Raw genomic sequence first — 15,467 nt, 5'->3', positions numbered from 1 at the left:
TCGATGAAATTAAGATTTCGCAAATTCCATCGCATTGCTTTTCAACAGGCATCCATATTCAAGGAGGTCCGGGCTGTCACCGTGGAAGCTGCGACCGCACTCTCTCTGAAAAGAACCACTCCACAAACAATTTGTTCGTGATTCATAGTCTTGCTAAGGTTCGCATGGTGCATATTAGGATATCCGGCAGCAAAGCCCCTCAGCGCACAATATTTCCTGATGCCCGTGAAGAGGCCCAGGGTGTCGTTCATGTTGGCAACTCCAAGTTCAGCTAGAGAAAGATTGGTCAATGTAATTGGCGAAGGATTGGGCTGTTTTTTGATTAGTATTGTTCCACAGACCCTTGTCCCATTCAGTCCAGTCGGAGCGTCGAAATAGTTAGGGAACCCCGCGAGATATCCATGCGCGGTGGCGTAGTCATGGGCCGCCCTCATTCGGCCCGCGAAATCATTGAGAGGCGGGTTGCCGAGCGCAGTGAGTGCAACATCCTTCCAATCGTCAAATTCAGGTTTGATTAAGAACACTTTTATTACTTTGTCCCCTTTAGTTAGTGGGTCGCTTCCGATGGCTGTTGTGCAGAAGGTGGGAAACCCCCCGAGAAGCTGGTGGTGCGATGCCTCTACCCCAGCAAGACGATAGATATCCATCATTTGGCCTTCAATAGACTGATCCGCCCAAGCCACTGTCGGCATTGCCATTGCGCCTGCCATTGCTAAGATACCCTTCATAAGCTCTCGGCGTTGAATGTTTGCCATGAAAATCTCCTTCTAAAGTCTTGTAAGTTCAAGGCTTAAATTCGCGCAGGGAACGAAGATACGTCTTGATCAAAACCTAATTTTTTCCTGATAAAATCTTGAGCCATTTCCTTTACGAGTGTCCTATGCCCGAGGCGAGCAAGATTTACGAGTTCGGTGGTTTCCGATTGGATCCAGCCGAGCAGCTCTTGCTTCGCGACAACGTACCTATCCAATTGAAGCCCAAGGTATTTGAGACTCTTGTCATCCTGGTGGAGAGCGGTGGAAGTCTGGTGACAAAGGACGAGTTCATGAAGCGCCTCTGGCCGGACACGTTTGCCAGTGATGAGGCTTTGGCGCAAAATATCTCCCAGCTCCGGAAGGCTTTGGGGAACGGAACGGGCGGGACGGTCCTTATTCAGACTGTGCCTAAGAGGGGATATCGTTTCACCGTCCAAGTCCGAATAGTCGAACCGGAGCCGGAACTGTCCCCAGCAGCTGCGCTTCAGCCACCCGCAGAAGCCCCTGCTATCGCCACTGCGCTTCCTGTGCAATCCAAGAACCGCTGGAGTCGAAACCTCCAGCGCCTGATCTTTGTGATGCTGGGGATCGCCGTAGTCGGCGTAGTCTCTACGTTTATTTCCCAACCGTCGCCACTAAAGCCGCCCCAGCTCACGCGAATCACATTTTCCGGGAAGGTGGACGCAGGGGGTGGAATTCACAGCGATGGCCTTCGGCTGATCTTCATGGAACGAACTGGAAGCCTCTGGCCGCTGATGCAGACATCCATAGGCGGTGGAGGGGAGCTTCCGTTCACAGCTCCATTTCCTAAGACGAGGGTTTGGGCCTTGTCGCCGGACCGGACGGAGTGGCTGGTCAGCAGCTTCACGGATTCAATCAGCAACATGCCGTTATGGATTGTGCCGGTTCAAGGCGGCCCTCCTCTTCGGGTGGGGGACGTGACGGTGGATTCCGCCACCTGGTTTCCTGATGGCAAGCGCGTCATTGCGGCCATAGGTCATCAAGTCTTTTCTGTTGATCGGGATGGCCGTAATCGCGACGAACTGTTTTCAGTCCAAGGCCGTGCAGCCGATTTTCACTGGCACCCCGATGGAAGCCGTTTTCGATTTACCGTGGTGAAAGAAGGATCAGAGTCAGAACCTTCACTTTGGGAAGCCTCCCCCAATGGTTCAGACCCTCATCCGGTAACCCTGGGCCTGCCACCCCAAACGCCGGCTTGTTGCGGGATGTGGATGCCCAATGGAAAGGACTATGTATTTACGGCCGCAGAAAATAAACGTGGAGACATCTGGGTCCTGCACGAGGCCGAAGGCATCTTCCCGATAGCCTACATTGGCGAAGGCCTGATTCTTTGGCGCTCCAGGCCCGATGGGTCCGAGCGATTGCAGCTTACCACTTCACCTATGCATGCTCTTAGGCCGCGATGGTCGCATGATGGCAAAGAGATCCTGTTTGTAGCAGACCTTCCAGATGTGAGCTATACAGCGTTCGTGGTGGCTGCCAATGGAGGAGCGACCACCCAGGTTTACAAAGAGGACAAAAAATATCGCAGCTTTGCCGATTGGTCACCTGATGGAAAATCCGTCATCATCGACATATTGGCCGGTTCCGAGCCCGATGAACCGATGACGCTCGTAAATCTCACCAGCGGGCAAACCTCAGTGTTTCCGGGATCTCAGGGCATGCGCAACATGCATTGGTCGCCGGACGGACGGTTTCTTGCTGCCAGCTCCGATGATACAAAAACTCTATATCTTTTCAATGCCGCTTCGCAGAAATGGATTCGTGCTGCCAGTGCGAAGTCAGTCGCACGCATGGAATGGTCAAGAGATGGACACTATCTCTATTTTCAAGACATCTTTGATCCAGCGGAAGCGGTATTCAGGTTAGATTCCCAGACCCTTGCTACGGAGCGCGTCCTGGATTTCAGCAAGCTGTTGGGAGCAGGCGCGGTCCGGTGCGGCTTTGAAGGCATTGCTCCTGATGGTTCCTTCCTAGCTTCCGTTCGTCGCTCCGCTCTGGACATATATGCGATTGATGTTGACGAGAGGTGAGCTAGCTTGACCGGCGTCTGAATCTGATCAAGTTGGAGCCATGTCGGCGAAGCTGCTGCGTGCCGCGGCTCACGCCGTCGAGGGTTCGACGGTAGCCGAAAGCAAGCGCATTACGCAGCTCGCGGCCCGTGGACGGAGTCAGCAATAGAGCAGCGGCAGCGCCGATCCCTATTCCCAGTAGGAGCCAGCCCACCGCATTCGAGGTTTGGTTGCGTTCAGATCCTTTCTCCATCTCCCACCACGGACCTTCATAGCGCGTACTTTCTCATGCTTCCTCATTGGAGTTGTTGACGGCGGCTTTCGACCGGCAAAAGGCTTCTATCTTTAGACTTAGAAAACTGAGGTCGTTGTGGTGTTGTCCCTAAAGGCCTGGGACGCCGGAAATCGCCGGGAATGGCTGGAGGCATGCAGAGAAGGACGTATTTGAGGTAAAATTTTTAGTTCGTCTAAAGGCCGCTGCGCAACAGCAGGTTTGGCCGCCTGTTTTGCTTTATCCCGCAAGAGAGCAGGCAAGACTCACCAATCAGCAATCGTTCTTAGGAGAGAGTTGAACACATGGCAATTCCAGCAACCCAGATGCGTCCGGGGATGATCATTAAACACAACAACGACCTTCATCTCGTTTTTACCGTGGAGCACCGCACGCCCGGCAACCTGCGAGCCTTCATCCAGGCCAAGCTGCGGAACATCCGCACCGGCGCCATGTTTGAGCATCGCTTCCGCTCCAGCGATCCCATTGAGAAGATCACGGTGGATGAAATCCCCATGGAATTCCTTTACCAGGATGGCGACAGCTACTGCTTCATGAACACTGAGAATTACGAGCAAACACACCTGAGCAAAGACACGCTGGGCGACTCCGTCGATTACCTGACGCCGAATTTGCAGATTAAAGTTGAGTTTTACGACGGCAAGGCAGTGGGCATCGAACTGCCGCAGACTGTCACATTAACTGTCGTTGAGACTGAGCCGGGGTTGAAGTCAGCCACGGCATCCAGCGTAACCAAGCCGGCCAAGACTGAGACCGGTCTGATCGTACAGGTGCCGCCATTCATCAATGAAGGTGAAAAGATCCGCGTGGATACGGCTGAAGGCGCTTATCTTTCAAGAGCGTAGTTGCTCAGGGGCTAAAAGCTCCATTTTTATGGAGCATTGCGCCACGACAAAGTCATGCCCTGACACGTGTTCTGTTCCCGAAAATTTCAGCAGGCGTCACGGGTGATATACCAGCAATAATTTATGATTGCCAAACGTTACATTGTTCGCGGACGTGTGCAGGGTGTAGGGTTCCGCTGGTTTGTTGACCATGAAGCGCGCTCGCTGGGACTGGCCGGCTGGGTCAGGAACAACATTGACGGCACTGTGGAAGCGCTAGCCATGGGCAGCGATCGGCAGCATGCGGCGTTTGCCGGCAAACTGCGCCAGGGGCCGCGCGCGGCGCGTGTGGATGAAGTTACAGAATTGCCGGCTGAGCCGGTGGATGGTCTTACAACTTTTCGCATTGAAGGAGCATGGTAGATGGAGCCGAAGACCGCAATGAACTGCGAGCATTTGAAAAAGCTGGTCCGCGAAGTGCCTGACTTTCCCAAGCCGGGAATTTTGTTTTATGACATTACAACGTTGCTAAAAGACAAAGCCGGCTTTGCCACGCTCATTGATGCGCTTTCCGAGCATTACATCAACCACGATATTGACCTCGTGCTGGGCATTGAGGCGCGCGGCTTCATCTTTGGGCCGGCGCTGGCGTATCGGCTGAATGCCGGTTTTGTGCCTATCCGCAAACCGCGCAAGCTGCCCGCTGAAACCGTAAAGTGGACTTACGACCTGGAATATGGCACGGACACCCTGGAAGTCCACAAAGACGCCGTCAAGCCGGGCCAGCGAGTGATTATCGTGGACGACCTTCTTGCCACCGGCGGGACGGCCAATGCCTGCCTGCAACTATCGCAGTCTCTGGGCGCCAAGGTTGAAGGCATGGGATTTGTAGTGGAGCTGGATTTTTTGAATGGACGAAAAAAGTTTCCGGGAACGGAAGTGTTTTCGTTGCTGCACTATGACAAGTAGGAAGAATTTCTTGTGGATATTGCCGCTCTGCCTTGGGCTGATGGCAGCGTCAGCCGAAAAGGTTCCTGATCCGCAGCAGTTGTTGGATGCTGCGCACAATGCCTCAGACGTTTCGCAACTCGGTTCGTATGTCCTGACGGCGCGGGTCATCGTAAATCCGGGTGACAGCAAGAGAGAGCAGGCCGGCACGCTTACTATCTCTCGCGATCACGAGCTTTCCCGTGTGGAACTAAAGATAAACGGGAAAGATGAGGTGCAGATTCGTCGCAATCGCGCCAGCTATATTGTCCCCAGCCAGACGTTGCTTGCCGCAAGCGGGCTTATTGACTTTGACAGAAGCTGGGACCCACTATATTTGAAAAGGATGGAAAACAACGATGCCAAGTACAACTTGAGCAAAGCGCACGCCAAAAACATCGGTGAACACCGGGCTTGGTGCTTCGACAAGAAAACCGCGTACACAAAATTTACGTCGACAGAGAAGCTCTGCTTTGATACTGCGCGACCGGTCCTCTTGCGCAGAAGCTTTGGCAAAAGCTGGAAGGAATTCACGGACTATACGCAACTGGGCACACAGGAATATCCACAAAAAGCAACCATAGTTCGCGAACACATGGCCCCCATTGAGGCGACTGACGTTCATATTGCCTCGGCTACTCTTTCCGGAGAGCTCTTTAAGCCGCAGGAGAATGCAATGGAAAGCTGCGCGAACGAACAACCTCCCCAACCTCAGCACACTCCTGAACCTTCTTATCCCGAGCGTGCGTCCGCGGAATCAAAAAAGGGAATGGTGGTTCTCAATGTGATTGTCGCCAAGGATGGGACCGTCCCAATGGCCCGGAGCCTTACCCCTGATAGTTACGGCTTTTCTGAAAGTGCAGAGCAAACAGTTCGCACATGGCAGTTCAAGCCCGCTACCTGCGATGGCCGTGCCATAGCAATGGAAATGAACGTAGAGGTAAATTTCAACCGCTTTTGATCAACCGCTAGCAGTTAATTCCCACTTTTTCGCGCTCGGTATTCTTGTAAGCCCAGGCCATGCGCGGCGTGTTGTGGGCGATTCCGAAGCGGCCACGCTGGTCCAGCAGGATCATGCCGCCGTGTCCGTTGAGCCGATTTTTCAGATACTGCATCGCTTCCTGGGCCACGGCATCCGGCGCTCCGCCGGTGCGTACACGGTCTGCGGCCCATTTGGCCAGCACCAATTTCATGATGGGCTCGCCCCAACCGGTGCAGGAACTGGCAGCGCTTAGGTTATCGGCATAGCAGCCGCAGCCAATGAGCGAAGAGTCGCCCACGCGTCCGGGATCTTTATTCAGCGTGCCGCCGGTGGAAGTTCCTGCGGCAATGTTGCCATTCACATCGAGCGCAACGCAGCCCACCGTGTCATGGCTGGAAAGGGGGCCGGCAAAAGTCAGGTCAGGATGTCCGGCAGCTTCTTTTTCCTGTGCCTCTTTCAGTCGCTGGATCTCGCGTTCGATGACCAACTCTTCATTGCGGCAAAGCGGCATGCCAAGCTTCTGGGCAAAGCGCTCCGCGCCTTCCGCGACAAAGTAAACATGAGGGCTTTTATCCAACACCAGCCGCGACGCGCGAATGGGATTGCGAATGCGCTCCACGCAGCCAACGCCACCGGCCCGCAAAGTCGCGCCATCCATCATCAGGGCGTCGAGTTGCACGCGGCCGTCGCGCGTGAGAAAGCTGCCGCGACCCGCGTCAAAGGTTTCATCGTCTTCCATGCAGACGATTGCGGCTTCCACGGCATCCAGCGCTGAGCCGCCGCCTTCCAGAACGTGCCAGCCCTTATCCAGGGCATCTTGTACACCACGAGTATGGGCTTCAACCATGTCGTCAGGGATGGCCCAGGCGCCGCCATGGACCACGATTGCAGGGAGTTGTCTCAAAGTGTTTAGCCTCAGTAAAACTGCAGAGATTTTAACAGAGGGCTATTGGCCTTTGGCTTTTGGCTTTCGGCCAGACGGTCCGTGTCTGAGGCATCGGTTGGCACTGGATAAATAAAATTCCGCACGAAAGATTTTCGGGAACTTTCGTTCTACTTGAGACATTAAGGATGTAGAGACCAAGGGTTTGGAACAGACGCTTCGGGCGGTGCGGCAAGGAAAGGACAACCGCAGGTGACAACGATCTGGGTGATGAAAGACCGGTGATGACGGCCAATGATCAGTGATGAAGCCCTGATGCTCGAGTTCCAGCGCGGATCGCGCGAAGCGTTTGAAGAGCTGTTCGCGCGCTATCGTGAGCCGCTATACGGCTTCTTTCGGCGCAGGCTGGCCAGTAAAGACCGAGCTGAGGACCTGGCGCAGGAAACCTTTCTGGCCGTGATTCGCGCGGCTGTGCGTTACGAACCAAGATCATTGGTCAAGACGTATCTCTATGGGATCGCATTGAAGCTGCTGGCTGCCGAGCGAAGAAAACTTTCTGGCAATGAGCCGCAACTCGATGAACATAATGAGCTGGCGGAAGATGGCCTATCGGCGGAAGCGCTGTGGGTACGGCAGGCGCTGGAGAAGTTAGACGCAGGCGAGCGCGAGATTCTGATGTTGCGGGAATATGAGCAACTCAACTATGCGGAGATTGCCGAGCTGCTGCGCCTGTCGGTGAACACGGTCCGGTCGCGGCTGTTCAGGTCGCGCATGTCATTAAAGAATTTTCTGGAACCGAAACGGAAGGCACAAAGCAGGACGCGCGGCGCGTCTGAGGGCGAGGCGAAACCATGAGCACCCACAATCATCCTATCGAACAAGAAGAGCTCATGGCCTACCTAGACGGCGAGCTGGCGACCAACCGCGCGGTCGCGGCAGCAGCGCATTTGGAACATTGCGCGGAATGCCAGGAGCTGGCAGCCGATCTTAGAAAGCTTTCGCAGGAGATGATGGCGTGGGAGGTGGACGAGTCGGATATTACAGAAATATCAAATGACCTTGCGTTAGCGTTGGAGCAGAGGAAAAGAGAACCAAAAAAGAAAAGCGCTTCTGTACGGGACTCGTGGAGCATGCTGTTTACACGGCGCAAGTTAGTGTTTGCAGGCGGCTCGACGGCAATAGCACTGTTCATTTTCTCGTATCTCACATTCAGCCCGCGGCCCCATCAAATGGCTCGACTTTATCAACGGCAGGAAGCCAAGCTGGAAGGCTATAGCCGGGATGATAGTTACATGCCCAAGTCGGCTCCGGTCGCCCCACCACCGCCGAAAATCTACGCGTACGATTCTCTTCACCAATCGAACGCGATGGGCGATTTGGCAAAGATAGCGCCCGGGATTGTCGGCAATGCAAACAGAACCAACAAGGCTGCAGAAGAAAAATATGCGGACGACGAGACGGACAGCAGCGACCACCCGGTTCCTACCGTCCCCATGATCGCGCGGGTTGCCGGGCTCACGCTGACAACCAAGGAATTCGACAAAACGCGCGCCAGCCTGGAAGAAATCCTGAAGCGCCACAGCGGTTATATGGGCGAGTTGAAAGTGAGCGCACCGGCCGATGCAGGGCGCTCTCTAACAGCCACGCTGCGCATTCCCGCCCAGAAGCTTGAAGCCGCGATGGCGGAGTTGAAGAAGCTGGGCCGCGTGGAAGACGAGTCGCAGGGCGGTGAAGAAGTCACGCAGCAATACGTCGATTTGGAAGCGCGGCTGGCCAATGGAATCCATACCGAGCAGCGGCTCACGGAGATCCTGCGCACGCGCACCGGCAAGCTTCAGGACGTGCTGAAAGTTGAGCTGGAGATTGACCGCGTGCGCGGCGAGATTGAGCAGATGCAGGCGGAAAAGAAAGAGCTGAGCAAGCGCGTGGCGTTTGCCACGTTGAACACTACCGTCAAAGAAGAATATTTCGCCAAATTACAGGGCACACCACCCTCCACAGGAAGCCGTTTCCGCAATGCCGCCGTGGACGGCTACAACACAGTAGTGGAGGGATTGATTGATGTTGGGCTGTTCCTGCTTTCGGCGGGACCGAGCCTGCTGCTGTGGGTGGCGGTACTGTTCTTCCCGGCGCGGTGGGCATGGAAGAAGTTACGCCACAAATTTGCGGAGCCTGAGATGCCTTCCGCTTCGTAACTTAGTTCCCGGGCTAAGGTTTGAAAGCAATGCATTTTGTGTCACCCTGCTGCACGTGCGGCTCACTTGCGAGTAGAATTATGTGAGTTGTTCCAGGTTTTTCCATAGGCTCCCCCAGCCCACGTTTTTTCCCGAACGGAGGTCACGAGTCCCATGCGAGTAACACCCTCTCTTCTCTTCTTCGCTTTCATTCTCGCACTCACATCCGCAACTCAGGCGCAGAATGCCGGCAGCCCAGACCCTCAGCCCGTTCCAGTTCCTAACTCTGTAATTCCTACCGGTTCCGATCCGAATGACTCCGGCTACACAAGCCCGTATTTATCGAATTTCGATTGGACTGCATCGGACGATAATGCAGACAATGCTTTTCTGCGCCTGGAAGCCAATCGCCAACGGAGGAGCGGCAATCCAAACTTCATCGGCGACATGATGTTTCAAGCGCAGCAGGAACGCGCGCTGAATCCGCAGCTTGTACTTGGTTTTGCTCCCGCGCCCGGAGTTCCGATGTGGTCCAATATAGGACCGGTCAGGAGCAATCATGTTCAAAATGGCGTATTGCTCACGGTGACTGATAGCGGACGCGCCCGTACTATTCTTCCCCATCCCACTGACCCGAATATCGTTTACTTTCTTACTTCTTCCGGCGGATTGTGGAAGACCACCAATTTCCAGAAGAACAAGCCGGACTGGATGTCACTGACCGATGGCGTGATCACGACTTCCGGCGGCGCTGTGGCCTTTGGCCGGACTCCAGACACGCTTTATCTTGGCCTGGGTGATCCGTTTGACGGCAATGCCGCTGCGGGCGCATATGTGCTGAAAAGCACCGATGGTGGAAATACCTGGGGACCAGCCGTTCGTCTGACGTTCGGAAGCACATCAGCGACCAGCGTGCGCGATCTGAAGGTGGATACCAGCGGTCCAGTCGACGTGGTGCTGGCAGCAACTGACATAGGCCTTTTCCGCTCGGCCAATGGCGGCACAACATTCACTCTGAATCTCAGCCTCCCGCTGATTTATGTCACGCCTGTTGGGGCTTTCCTGCAGCCAGAATGGAGCATCGTGAATACCAGCCGAGGCTGGGTGGTTTCTACCGAGGCGCCTGTCGTGGGTGTGGCCGCGACTGCCACGACCGATGGCGTGGGCAAGCTGGCAGTTTCCACTGACCACGGCGCCACATGGCAGGCGTTAGCTGCGTTAACGGAAACCTTCCCTCCGCCGACTGGAACTATTCAAGCAGGGCGAATCACACTGGGAGTCGGCGCTCCGGGTGATGCGGGCGTGTACGCGTTTACCGCGACACAGCGGGACGGCAGCCAGCTTGATCTGTTCCGCTCCAGCGATGGCGGCGCCACTTGGACGCCCACAGGCTTGCCAGGGAAAACTCCGCTCAATCCCAACCCTGACGCTCCCAACATGAACCTGATGGGCGGCCAGGCCTTCTATAACCACATGCTGCTGGTGGATCCCAATGACGCTAATCGCAATACGGTGTTCATCGGCGGACAGCTTGCTTCCGCCAAGAGTGTTGACGGGGGCGCAACGTGGAGGATCCTGGCCGATTGGCTGGGCCAGTTCAAGATGCCCTACGTACACGCGGATTACCACGCAGCCGCAATTTCGCCTGTCACAAAACAGGTTTTCTTCGGCAGTGATGGCGGCTTGTTTGTCAGCAATGACGGCGGCGCTACCTGGGATGATGGCAAGAACGAAGGCATCGTTACCGAACTGGCTTATTCAATCGCTGTTTCGCCCAATAATCCGCTGTTTACCATCATCGGGACGCAGGACAATGGCACCTTCTCTCGCGTGGCCAACACCGCTATCTGGGAACAGACCCTGGGTGGTGATGGGATTGGTACAGCGTGGAGCAAAGCGCCTGTAAACAAGGACGTTGCATTTACCAGCTTCCCGGGCAGCTCAACCGTGGTGGCGGTGAACACTCCGCCTAACATCCAGGCCAAGTGGGCCTTTGCCCGCAGCGGCATTAACCGGCGCTTCGGCAACTTCTTTACCGCTTACGCGTCTCCCTCCGCGGCAGCCGATCCCACAGGTCAGGTGTTTTACACCTATACCAGCCGGGAAATCTATCGAACTGACAATGCCGGCGGCCTGTGGACTGACATTGGTCACACCACGATTCCGGGCAGTGGGACCCCTCCGGGCCCGTCAACACCGCCTTCGCCGGGCATTAATGCCGCTCGCATTTTCCGCGATACGCCGCACGGCATTGGTGTGAGCCCATTGCCAGACGGACAAAACCACGTAGCTGTGGTTTGCAACGGCGGCTTTGTGGTGGTAACTCACAACGGCGGCGCCACCTGGACACAGGCTACGCTAATCGGCACGGTGCCGGGATGGCAGGGATTCAATTCCAATGCGGAGTGGGCGGACAATTCGACGCTCTATATCGCATCAGAGAGCCCGGTTTCCGGTTCTCGTGTAGCCAAATCAACGGACGGAGGAGCCACTTTCGTCAACGCCAGTGCCGGCTTGCCAGATGTTCCGGTCGCACGCCTGGTCGTGAGCCCGGTGGACAAGAACACCTTGTACGCCGCCACGTTCCTGGGTGTTTATCGCACGATCAATGGTGGGATAAGCTGGAGCCGCTTTGGCGCCGGCCTGCCCTTTGTGGAAGTGGACGATATTTACATTGCACCGGATGCAAGTTTCCTTCGCGTTGCCAGCTTCGGCCGCGGCGTCTGGGAAATCCATCCGTAAAAAAAATCGAGGGCGGTGCCGTCGCACGGCACCGCCCTCGCCTCATTTCCCATCCGATTTACAGTAAAAGCAGGACGGAAATTCTGGGTCGCAGGCAAAACAACTTCCGCGCTCCCGCGGGAGTGGCATTCAGGTTCGGACAGTAAAGCCGGGCAGACTAAGCACATTTCGCTCACGTCAGCAAGCACAGCGCGTCTTACTACTCATTCATCAGGAGGAGTATGCGCCGTATCTGCTCACCGCTTGTATTCGTGATTTTGCTGGCGTTCGTGCATTTCGTCCCGCTGAAATGCATGGCCGCGGATTTCGGCAAGGTCTCCAGCCAAAAAGTAGCGGAAGGTGTCTATCTCTTCACCACCACGCCTTACGCAGACGTCGGCCTGAGCGGAAATTCTGTGGCAATCATTTCCGACGAAGGCGTTCTGGTCTTTGATTCCTGTGCCACGCCGCAAACCGCAGCGACCGTGCTGGCAGAAATCCGCACGCTTATAAGCAAGCCTGTTCGCTACCTGGTGAATTCGCACTGGCACTGGGACCACTGGGGCGGCAATCAGACGTATCAGGCGGCCTTTCCCGGACTGCAAATCATCACTCACGAAAAGACGCGCGAACTCATGCTAACGGTCGAACCGCGATGGAATGAAAAAGGGTTGAAAGCTGATCTACCGCAATTTTTGGATGGGTTTGAAAAGCAAATCACCGCTGCCAAAGCCAAGAATGCGCCTCCAGAGCGGGTCAAAGCGGCAGAAGATCGGCTTGCCGTCGATCGCGACTTTCTGGCGCAAAAGCTTGCCCTGCATAAGACCTATCCCAATGTGACTTTCACCGATTCCATGACGATCATGCTGGGCGGCCGAGAGATTCAGCTACTGCATGCACAGGCCATCACTACCGGCGATACCTATCTCTATCTGCCAAAAGAAAAGATTCTGATCACTGGTGACATTTTGCTGGCCCCATATCCTTTTGCGATTGGTGGCACTTATCCGGCGGAGTGGCTCAGGACTCTGGAGAAATTTGCGGCGCTCACGCCCAACTTAATCATTCCCGGTCATGGTGATGCCGAAACAAGCACGGACTTTCTTCGCGGCAACATCGCGCTCTTCCAGGAAGTTATGCAGCAGGTAAGAGCCGACAAGGCCACCGGCATGACCGTGGAACAGACCACAGAAGCCCTGAACAAGCAGAACGCTGAATTAGCAGCCAAAATCGGAATCAAAGATTCGGAAACAGCCGGCGCGTTTAAAGATTACTTCCTCAATGTCTTTGTGAAGCGAGCGTATCGCGAACTGGATGGACCGCTGGGAGATTTGCCGGATGGTCTGCCGAAATAACAACTTAGCGAATGAACGCAAATGAACACGAATCAAAACCTTGGTTTTATTCGCGTCTGTGATTCGCGGCCGGACTCTTGCGGCAAAGCTAAATTCCGACTGCCCCGTAATCATTGCCCGTTTCTGTATCTTGCACTTTATCGCGTTCATAGGCGCGATAAGGATTTCGCTGCGTGCCCAGCCGCCGCTTGCGCAATTCAAAACCCGCATACAGCCCGCCGGCAAGGACAGCGGCGGCAAGAGCGGCAATGGACATCACGCGTCCGGGATTATCCAGCAAGGGCCGCGCGATATGCGAAGCAGTCATGGCCACGCGAGCTGGTAATCCCATGGCATGGCGAAAATCATTCAATGATTCTTTTCCGCCGCGCTCCAGGGCGCGATATGCATAGAGCGAGCTGTAAGGCATGGGCATATCCAGGTCCTGGCCGCCATTGACCACCGCTTGGTGCACGCCGCGTTCTTCCTGTGCGTCCAGCAGTTCCTGGATGGCCTGGCTGAGTCCAGCGGGCTTGGACCAGAGGGAAAGAAAAGCCACCCGGCCGGATTTATCGATCAGAAATGCCGGGTTGGGCAGCTTGGAGTATTTGCGATGGATGGTGCCGCGGAGATCGTCCACAATGATGGGCATGTGCATGTCTTCTTCGTCACGCAGGAGCCGCGCAGCTTCGATCTTTTCACGCATGGATTTATGCGCGGGAATTACTTCGCCGGGATGAGCTTCACGCACATAAACAAAAAGAAATTCAATCTCATCACCGCGAAAACGGTCATAAAGCTCATTGATCTGGCCGATGGAAGCGGCGGTCATGGGGCACGTAGCCGAGCCAAAAACCAGCAAAACGTTCTTTTTCCCGGCGTAGTCGCTTAAGCGGACCGTTTCGCCATCAAGGGTGGTGGCCTTGAAGTCAGGCGCCTGCACTCCCGGTCCCGGCCCGGAGAATGAGCTGCGGGCAAGATCATGAAAGAGTTCCCGGGAAAAGTGCCCGTAATTGTAATTACCCAAACCCAGCATTTTTACTCCTATAAGCGTGCGCTTTCGCCGGCAATGTCCTGCAACTTCTCCAAAACAGGGGCCAACGCTATTCGATGCCGAGGCCGCTTCTGCCGTTTTCTTTAAGCTACCCTGTCTTAAATTATTTGACCACGATAAAATGAATGGTTTCTCAAGCAGTTTCCGGCGCTTGCAGTATAAGCCCGGTTAAGTTTACCCGGAGGGATGAATGGCGGCTTTGAAAGTTGGAGAGATGGCCCCGGAGATTGAGCTTCCCGGGGTCACGGGAAAACAAAGACACAAATTCAAGCTCAGTGATCTGCGCGGCAAAAAGAACGTGGTTCTTGCGTTTTACCCGTTGGATTGGAGCCCAACTTGAACGAATGAAATGTCGGCGTACGGCAAATATTTGCCAAAGTTCGCCGAACATGATGCCCAGGTCGTGGGCATCAGCCCGGATTCAATTTACAGCCACCTCGCCTGGCAGGAGAAGTCGATTGGCTGGCTTGAGTATCCCCTTCTGAGCGACTATTGGCCTCATGCCGGTGTGGCCCAGCAGTTTGGCATTTTGCGCCTGGGCGAGCCGCTGCCCGGAATCAATGACCGTGCGATCTTCATTGTGGACAAGCAAGGCAAAATCGCATTTTCCAAGACCTATGAACTTGGCCAGGAGCCGGATTACGAAGAACTGGTGACTGAATTGGGTAAGGTCAAATAGAGAAGCGGCACAACGCAAAGAAACCAAAATAAAAACGCCCTCGGCGAAGGAGGGCGTTTTCTATTTCTCGAACGGGCGTTATTTCTTCGCAGCCTTCTTTGCGGTTGTCTTTTTGGCCGCGGGCTTCTTCGCCGCTGATGCAGCGGGTGATTTCTGCAGCGTGTCTTCAATGATCTGGTCTAACTTGCTGCGGTCTTCAACCTCAACGGCGGGAGTCGCAGCGCCGCCGCTGCCCACGACAAAGATGGTTGGGGTGTGTTGCAGGCCGATTTGCGTGCCCATATTGCGGTCGGCCAGGATCTTGGCTTTAAACTGTCCATCAGGATCCAGAACAAACGGAATCGGCGCCTTGTTGTCATTAGCAAACTTCTCGACATATTGGCGCAGGTTGGACTTATCAATTTGTGTTTGATTCTTGAAAATATAGCCCCGGAAATCGTCGCCCAGCTTCTCTGATTTGGTGTCAAAGTAGCGGGCATAGACTGCCGCATCAAAAGACCAGGGATGTTGTTGAAGCGGGAAGTCATGCAACACCACGGGGATGTTGTGCTTCTTGGCTGCTTCCCAAACCACCGGATAAGCACGGGCGCAGTCAGGACATTCCAGGTCCTCAAACATTACAATGGCCGCGCGCGCGCCCGGCGGCGGCTTGAGTGACGAACCGTCTGCAGCGCGGCTGGCGGCTGGAGCAAGCGCAAGAGCAAGCGCTCCGGCGATGTGAATAAAACGCTTTGCCAATATATTCATTT

General features: G+C 55.1%; 16 protein-coding genes. 11 read left to right on the top strand and 5 right to left on the bottom strand.

Features of this window, described 5'->3' with window-relative positions:
* Window positions 1-41 precede the first annotated feature (41 nt).
* On the bottom strand, window positions 42-755 hold the full coding sequence (locus LAO76_16820; protein MBZ5492586.1) for a hypothetical protein: 714 nt from the start codon (window positions 753-755) through the stop codon (window positions 42-44).
* A 125-nt stretch (window positions 756-880) separates the two neighbouring features.
* On the opposite strand from LAO76_16820, the gene LAO76_16815 reads away from it, so the two are divergent.
* A complete protein-coding gene (locus LAO76_16815) occupies window positions 881-2,809 on the top strand; it encodes a winged helix-turn-helix domain-containing protein (GenBank protein ID MBZ5492585.1) in 1,929 nt (642 codons plus the stop codon).
* A 1-nt stretch (window position 2,810) separates the two neighbouring features.
* Here LAO76_16815 and LAO76_16810 read toward each other — a convergent pair whose 3' ends face one another.
* A complete protein-coding gene (locus LAO76_16810; GenBank protein ID MBZ5492584.1) occupies window positions 2,811-3,041 on the bottom strand; it encodes a YtxH domain-containing protein in 231 nt (76 codons plus the stop codon).
* Window positions 3,042-3,364: 323 nt separating this feature from the next.
* Here LAO76_16810 and efp point away from each other — a divergent pair, with 323 nt between their 5' ends.
* From efp to LAO76_16790, 4 genes are all read left to right on the top strand, one after another.
* Entirely contained in the window at window positions 3,365-3,925 is a 561-nt protein-coding gene (gene efp / locus LAO76_16805; GenBank protein ID MBZ5492583.1) for an elongation factor P, read from the top strand.
* Window positions 3,926-4,048: 123 nt separating this feature from the next.
* Window positions 4,049-4,327: an acylphosphatase gene (locus LAO76_16800; protein MBZ5492582.1), complete on the top strand. Its 279-nt coding sequence runs from the start codon at window positions 4,049-4,051 to the stop codon at window positions 4,325-4,327.
* Window positions 4,328-4,873, top strand: a complete 546-nt coding sequence (locus LAO76_16795) for an adenine phosphoribosyltransferase (protein ID MBZ5492581.1) — start codon at window positions 4,328-4,330, stop codon at window positions 4,871-4,873.
* 10 nt (window positions 4,874-4,883) lie between these two features.
* Window positions 4,884-5,852 carry an energy transducer TonB gene (locus LAO76_16790; protein MBZ5492580.1) on the top strand — a complete coding sequence of 323 codons (969 nt, stop codon included), beginning with the start codon at window positions 4,884-4,886 and terminating at the stop codon, window positions 5,850-5,852.
* A 7-nt stretch (window positions 5,853-5,859) separates the two neighbouring features.
* On the opposite strand, the gene LAO76_16785 is transcribed toward LAO76_16790, so the two are convergent.
* Window positions 5,860-6,777 (bottom strand): isoaspartyl peptidase/L-asparaginase, encoded by a 918-nt coding sequence (locus tag LAO76_16785; protein ID MBZ5492579.1) that lies wholly within the window; start codon window positions 6,775-6,777, stop codon window positions 5,860-5,862.
* Window positions 6,778-7,050: 273 nt separating this feature from the next.
* Here LAO76_16785 and LAO76_16780 point away from each other — a divergent pair, with 273 nt between their 5' ends.
* The 4 genes from LAO76_16780 to LAO76_16765 all read left to right on the top strand — a co-directional run bounded on the left by LAO76_16780 (window position 7,051) and on the right by LAO76_16765 (window position 13,006).
* Complete coding sequence (locus LAO76_16780; protein MBZ5492578.1) at window positions 7,051-7,611, top strand: sigma-70 family RNA polymerase sigma factor; 561 nt, start codon at window positions 7,051-7,053, stop codon at window positions 7,609-7,611.
* Window positions 7,608-8,951 carry a DUF4349 domain-containing protein gene (locus tag LAO76_16775; protein ID MBZ5492577.1) on the top strand — a complete coding sequence of 448 codons (1,344 nt, stop codon included), beginning with the start codon at window positions 7,608-7,610 and terminating at the stop codon, window positions 8,949-8,951. Before LAO76_16780 ends, LAO76_16775 begins: the two co-directional genes overlap by 4 nt.
* Window positions 8,952-9,104: 153 nt before the next feature.
* A complete protein-coding gene (locus tag LAO76_16770; GenBank protein ID MBZ5492576.1) occupies window positions 9,105-11,672 on the top strand; it encodes a hypothetical protein in 2,568 nt (855 codons plus the stop codon).
* 221 nt (window positions 11,673-11,893) lie between these two features.
* Window positions 11,894-13,006 carry an MBL fold metallo-hydrolase gene (locus LAO76_16765; protein MBZ5492575.1) on the top strand — a complete coding sequence of 371 codons (1,113 nt, stop codon included), beginning with the start codon at window positions 11,894-11,896 and terminating at the stop codon, window positions 13,004-13,006.
* Window positions 13,007-13,094: 88 nt separating this feature from the next.
* Here the strand turns inward: LAO76_16765 and LAO76_16760 are convergent, their stop codons facing one another.
* Window positions 13,095-14,021, bottom strand: a complete 927-nt coding sequence (locus tag LAO76_16760) for a peroxiredoxin family protein (GenBank protein ID MBZ5492574.1) — start codon at window positions 14,019-14,021, stop codon at window positions 13,095-13,097.
* Window positions 14,022-14,229: 208 nt separating this feature from the next.
* Here LAO76_16760 and LAO76_16755 point away from each other — a divergent pair, with 208 nt between their 5' ends.
* Together LAO76_16755 and LAO76_16750 are read left to right on the top strand one after the other, a co-directional pair.
* Window positions 14,230-14,379, top strand: coding sequence for a redoxin domain-containing protein (locus LAO76_16755; protein ID MBZ5492573.1), 150 nt, complete (start codon window positions 14,230-14,232; stop codon window positions 14,377-14,379).
* A 9-nt stretch (window positions 14,380-14,388) separates the two neighbouring features.
* The gene (locus LAO76_16750) at window positions 14,389-14,718 is read left to right on the top strand and encodes a redoxin domain-containing protein (protein ID MBZ5492572.1); all 330 of its coding nucleotides are present in this window, start codon (window positions 14,389-14,391) and stop codon (window positions 14,716-14,718) included.
* Between the two features lie 78 nt (window positions 14,719-14,796).
* Here the strand turns inward: LAO76_16750 and LAO76_16745 are convergent, their stop codons facing one another.
* Window positions 14,797-15,465: a DsbA family protein gene (locus tag LAO76_16745; GenBank protein MBZ5492571.1), complete on the bottom strand. Its 669-nt coding sequence runs from the start codon at window positions 15,463-15,465 to the stop codon at window positions 14,797-14,799.
* Between the last annotated feature and the right edge of the window lie 2 nt (window positions 15,466-15,467).

The sequence above is a fragment of the Terriglobia bacterium genome, from assembly GCA_020072645.1.
Classification (GTDB): Bacteria; Acidobacteriota; Terriglobia; order Terriglobales; family Acidobacteriaceae; genus Angelobacter.
This window is presented reverse-complemented; position numbering and strand designations above follow the sequence as displayed.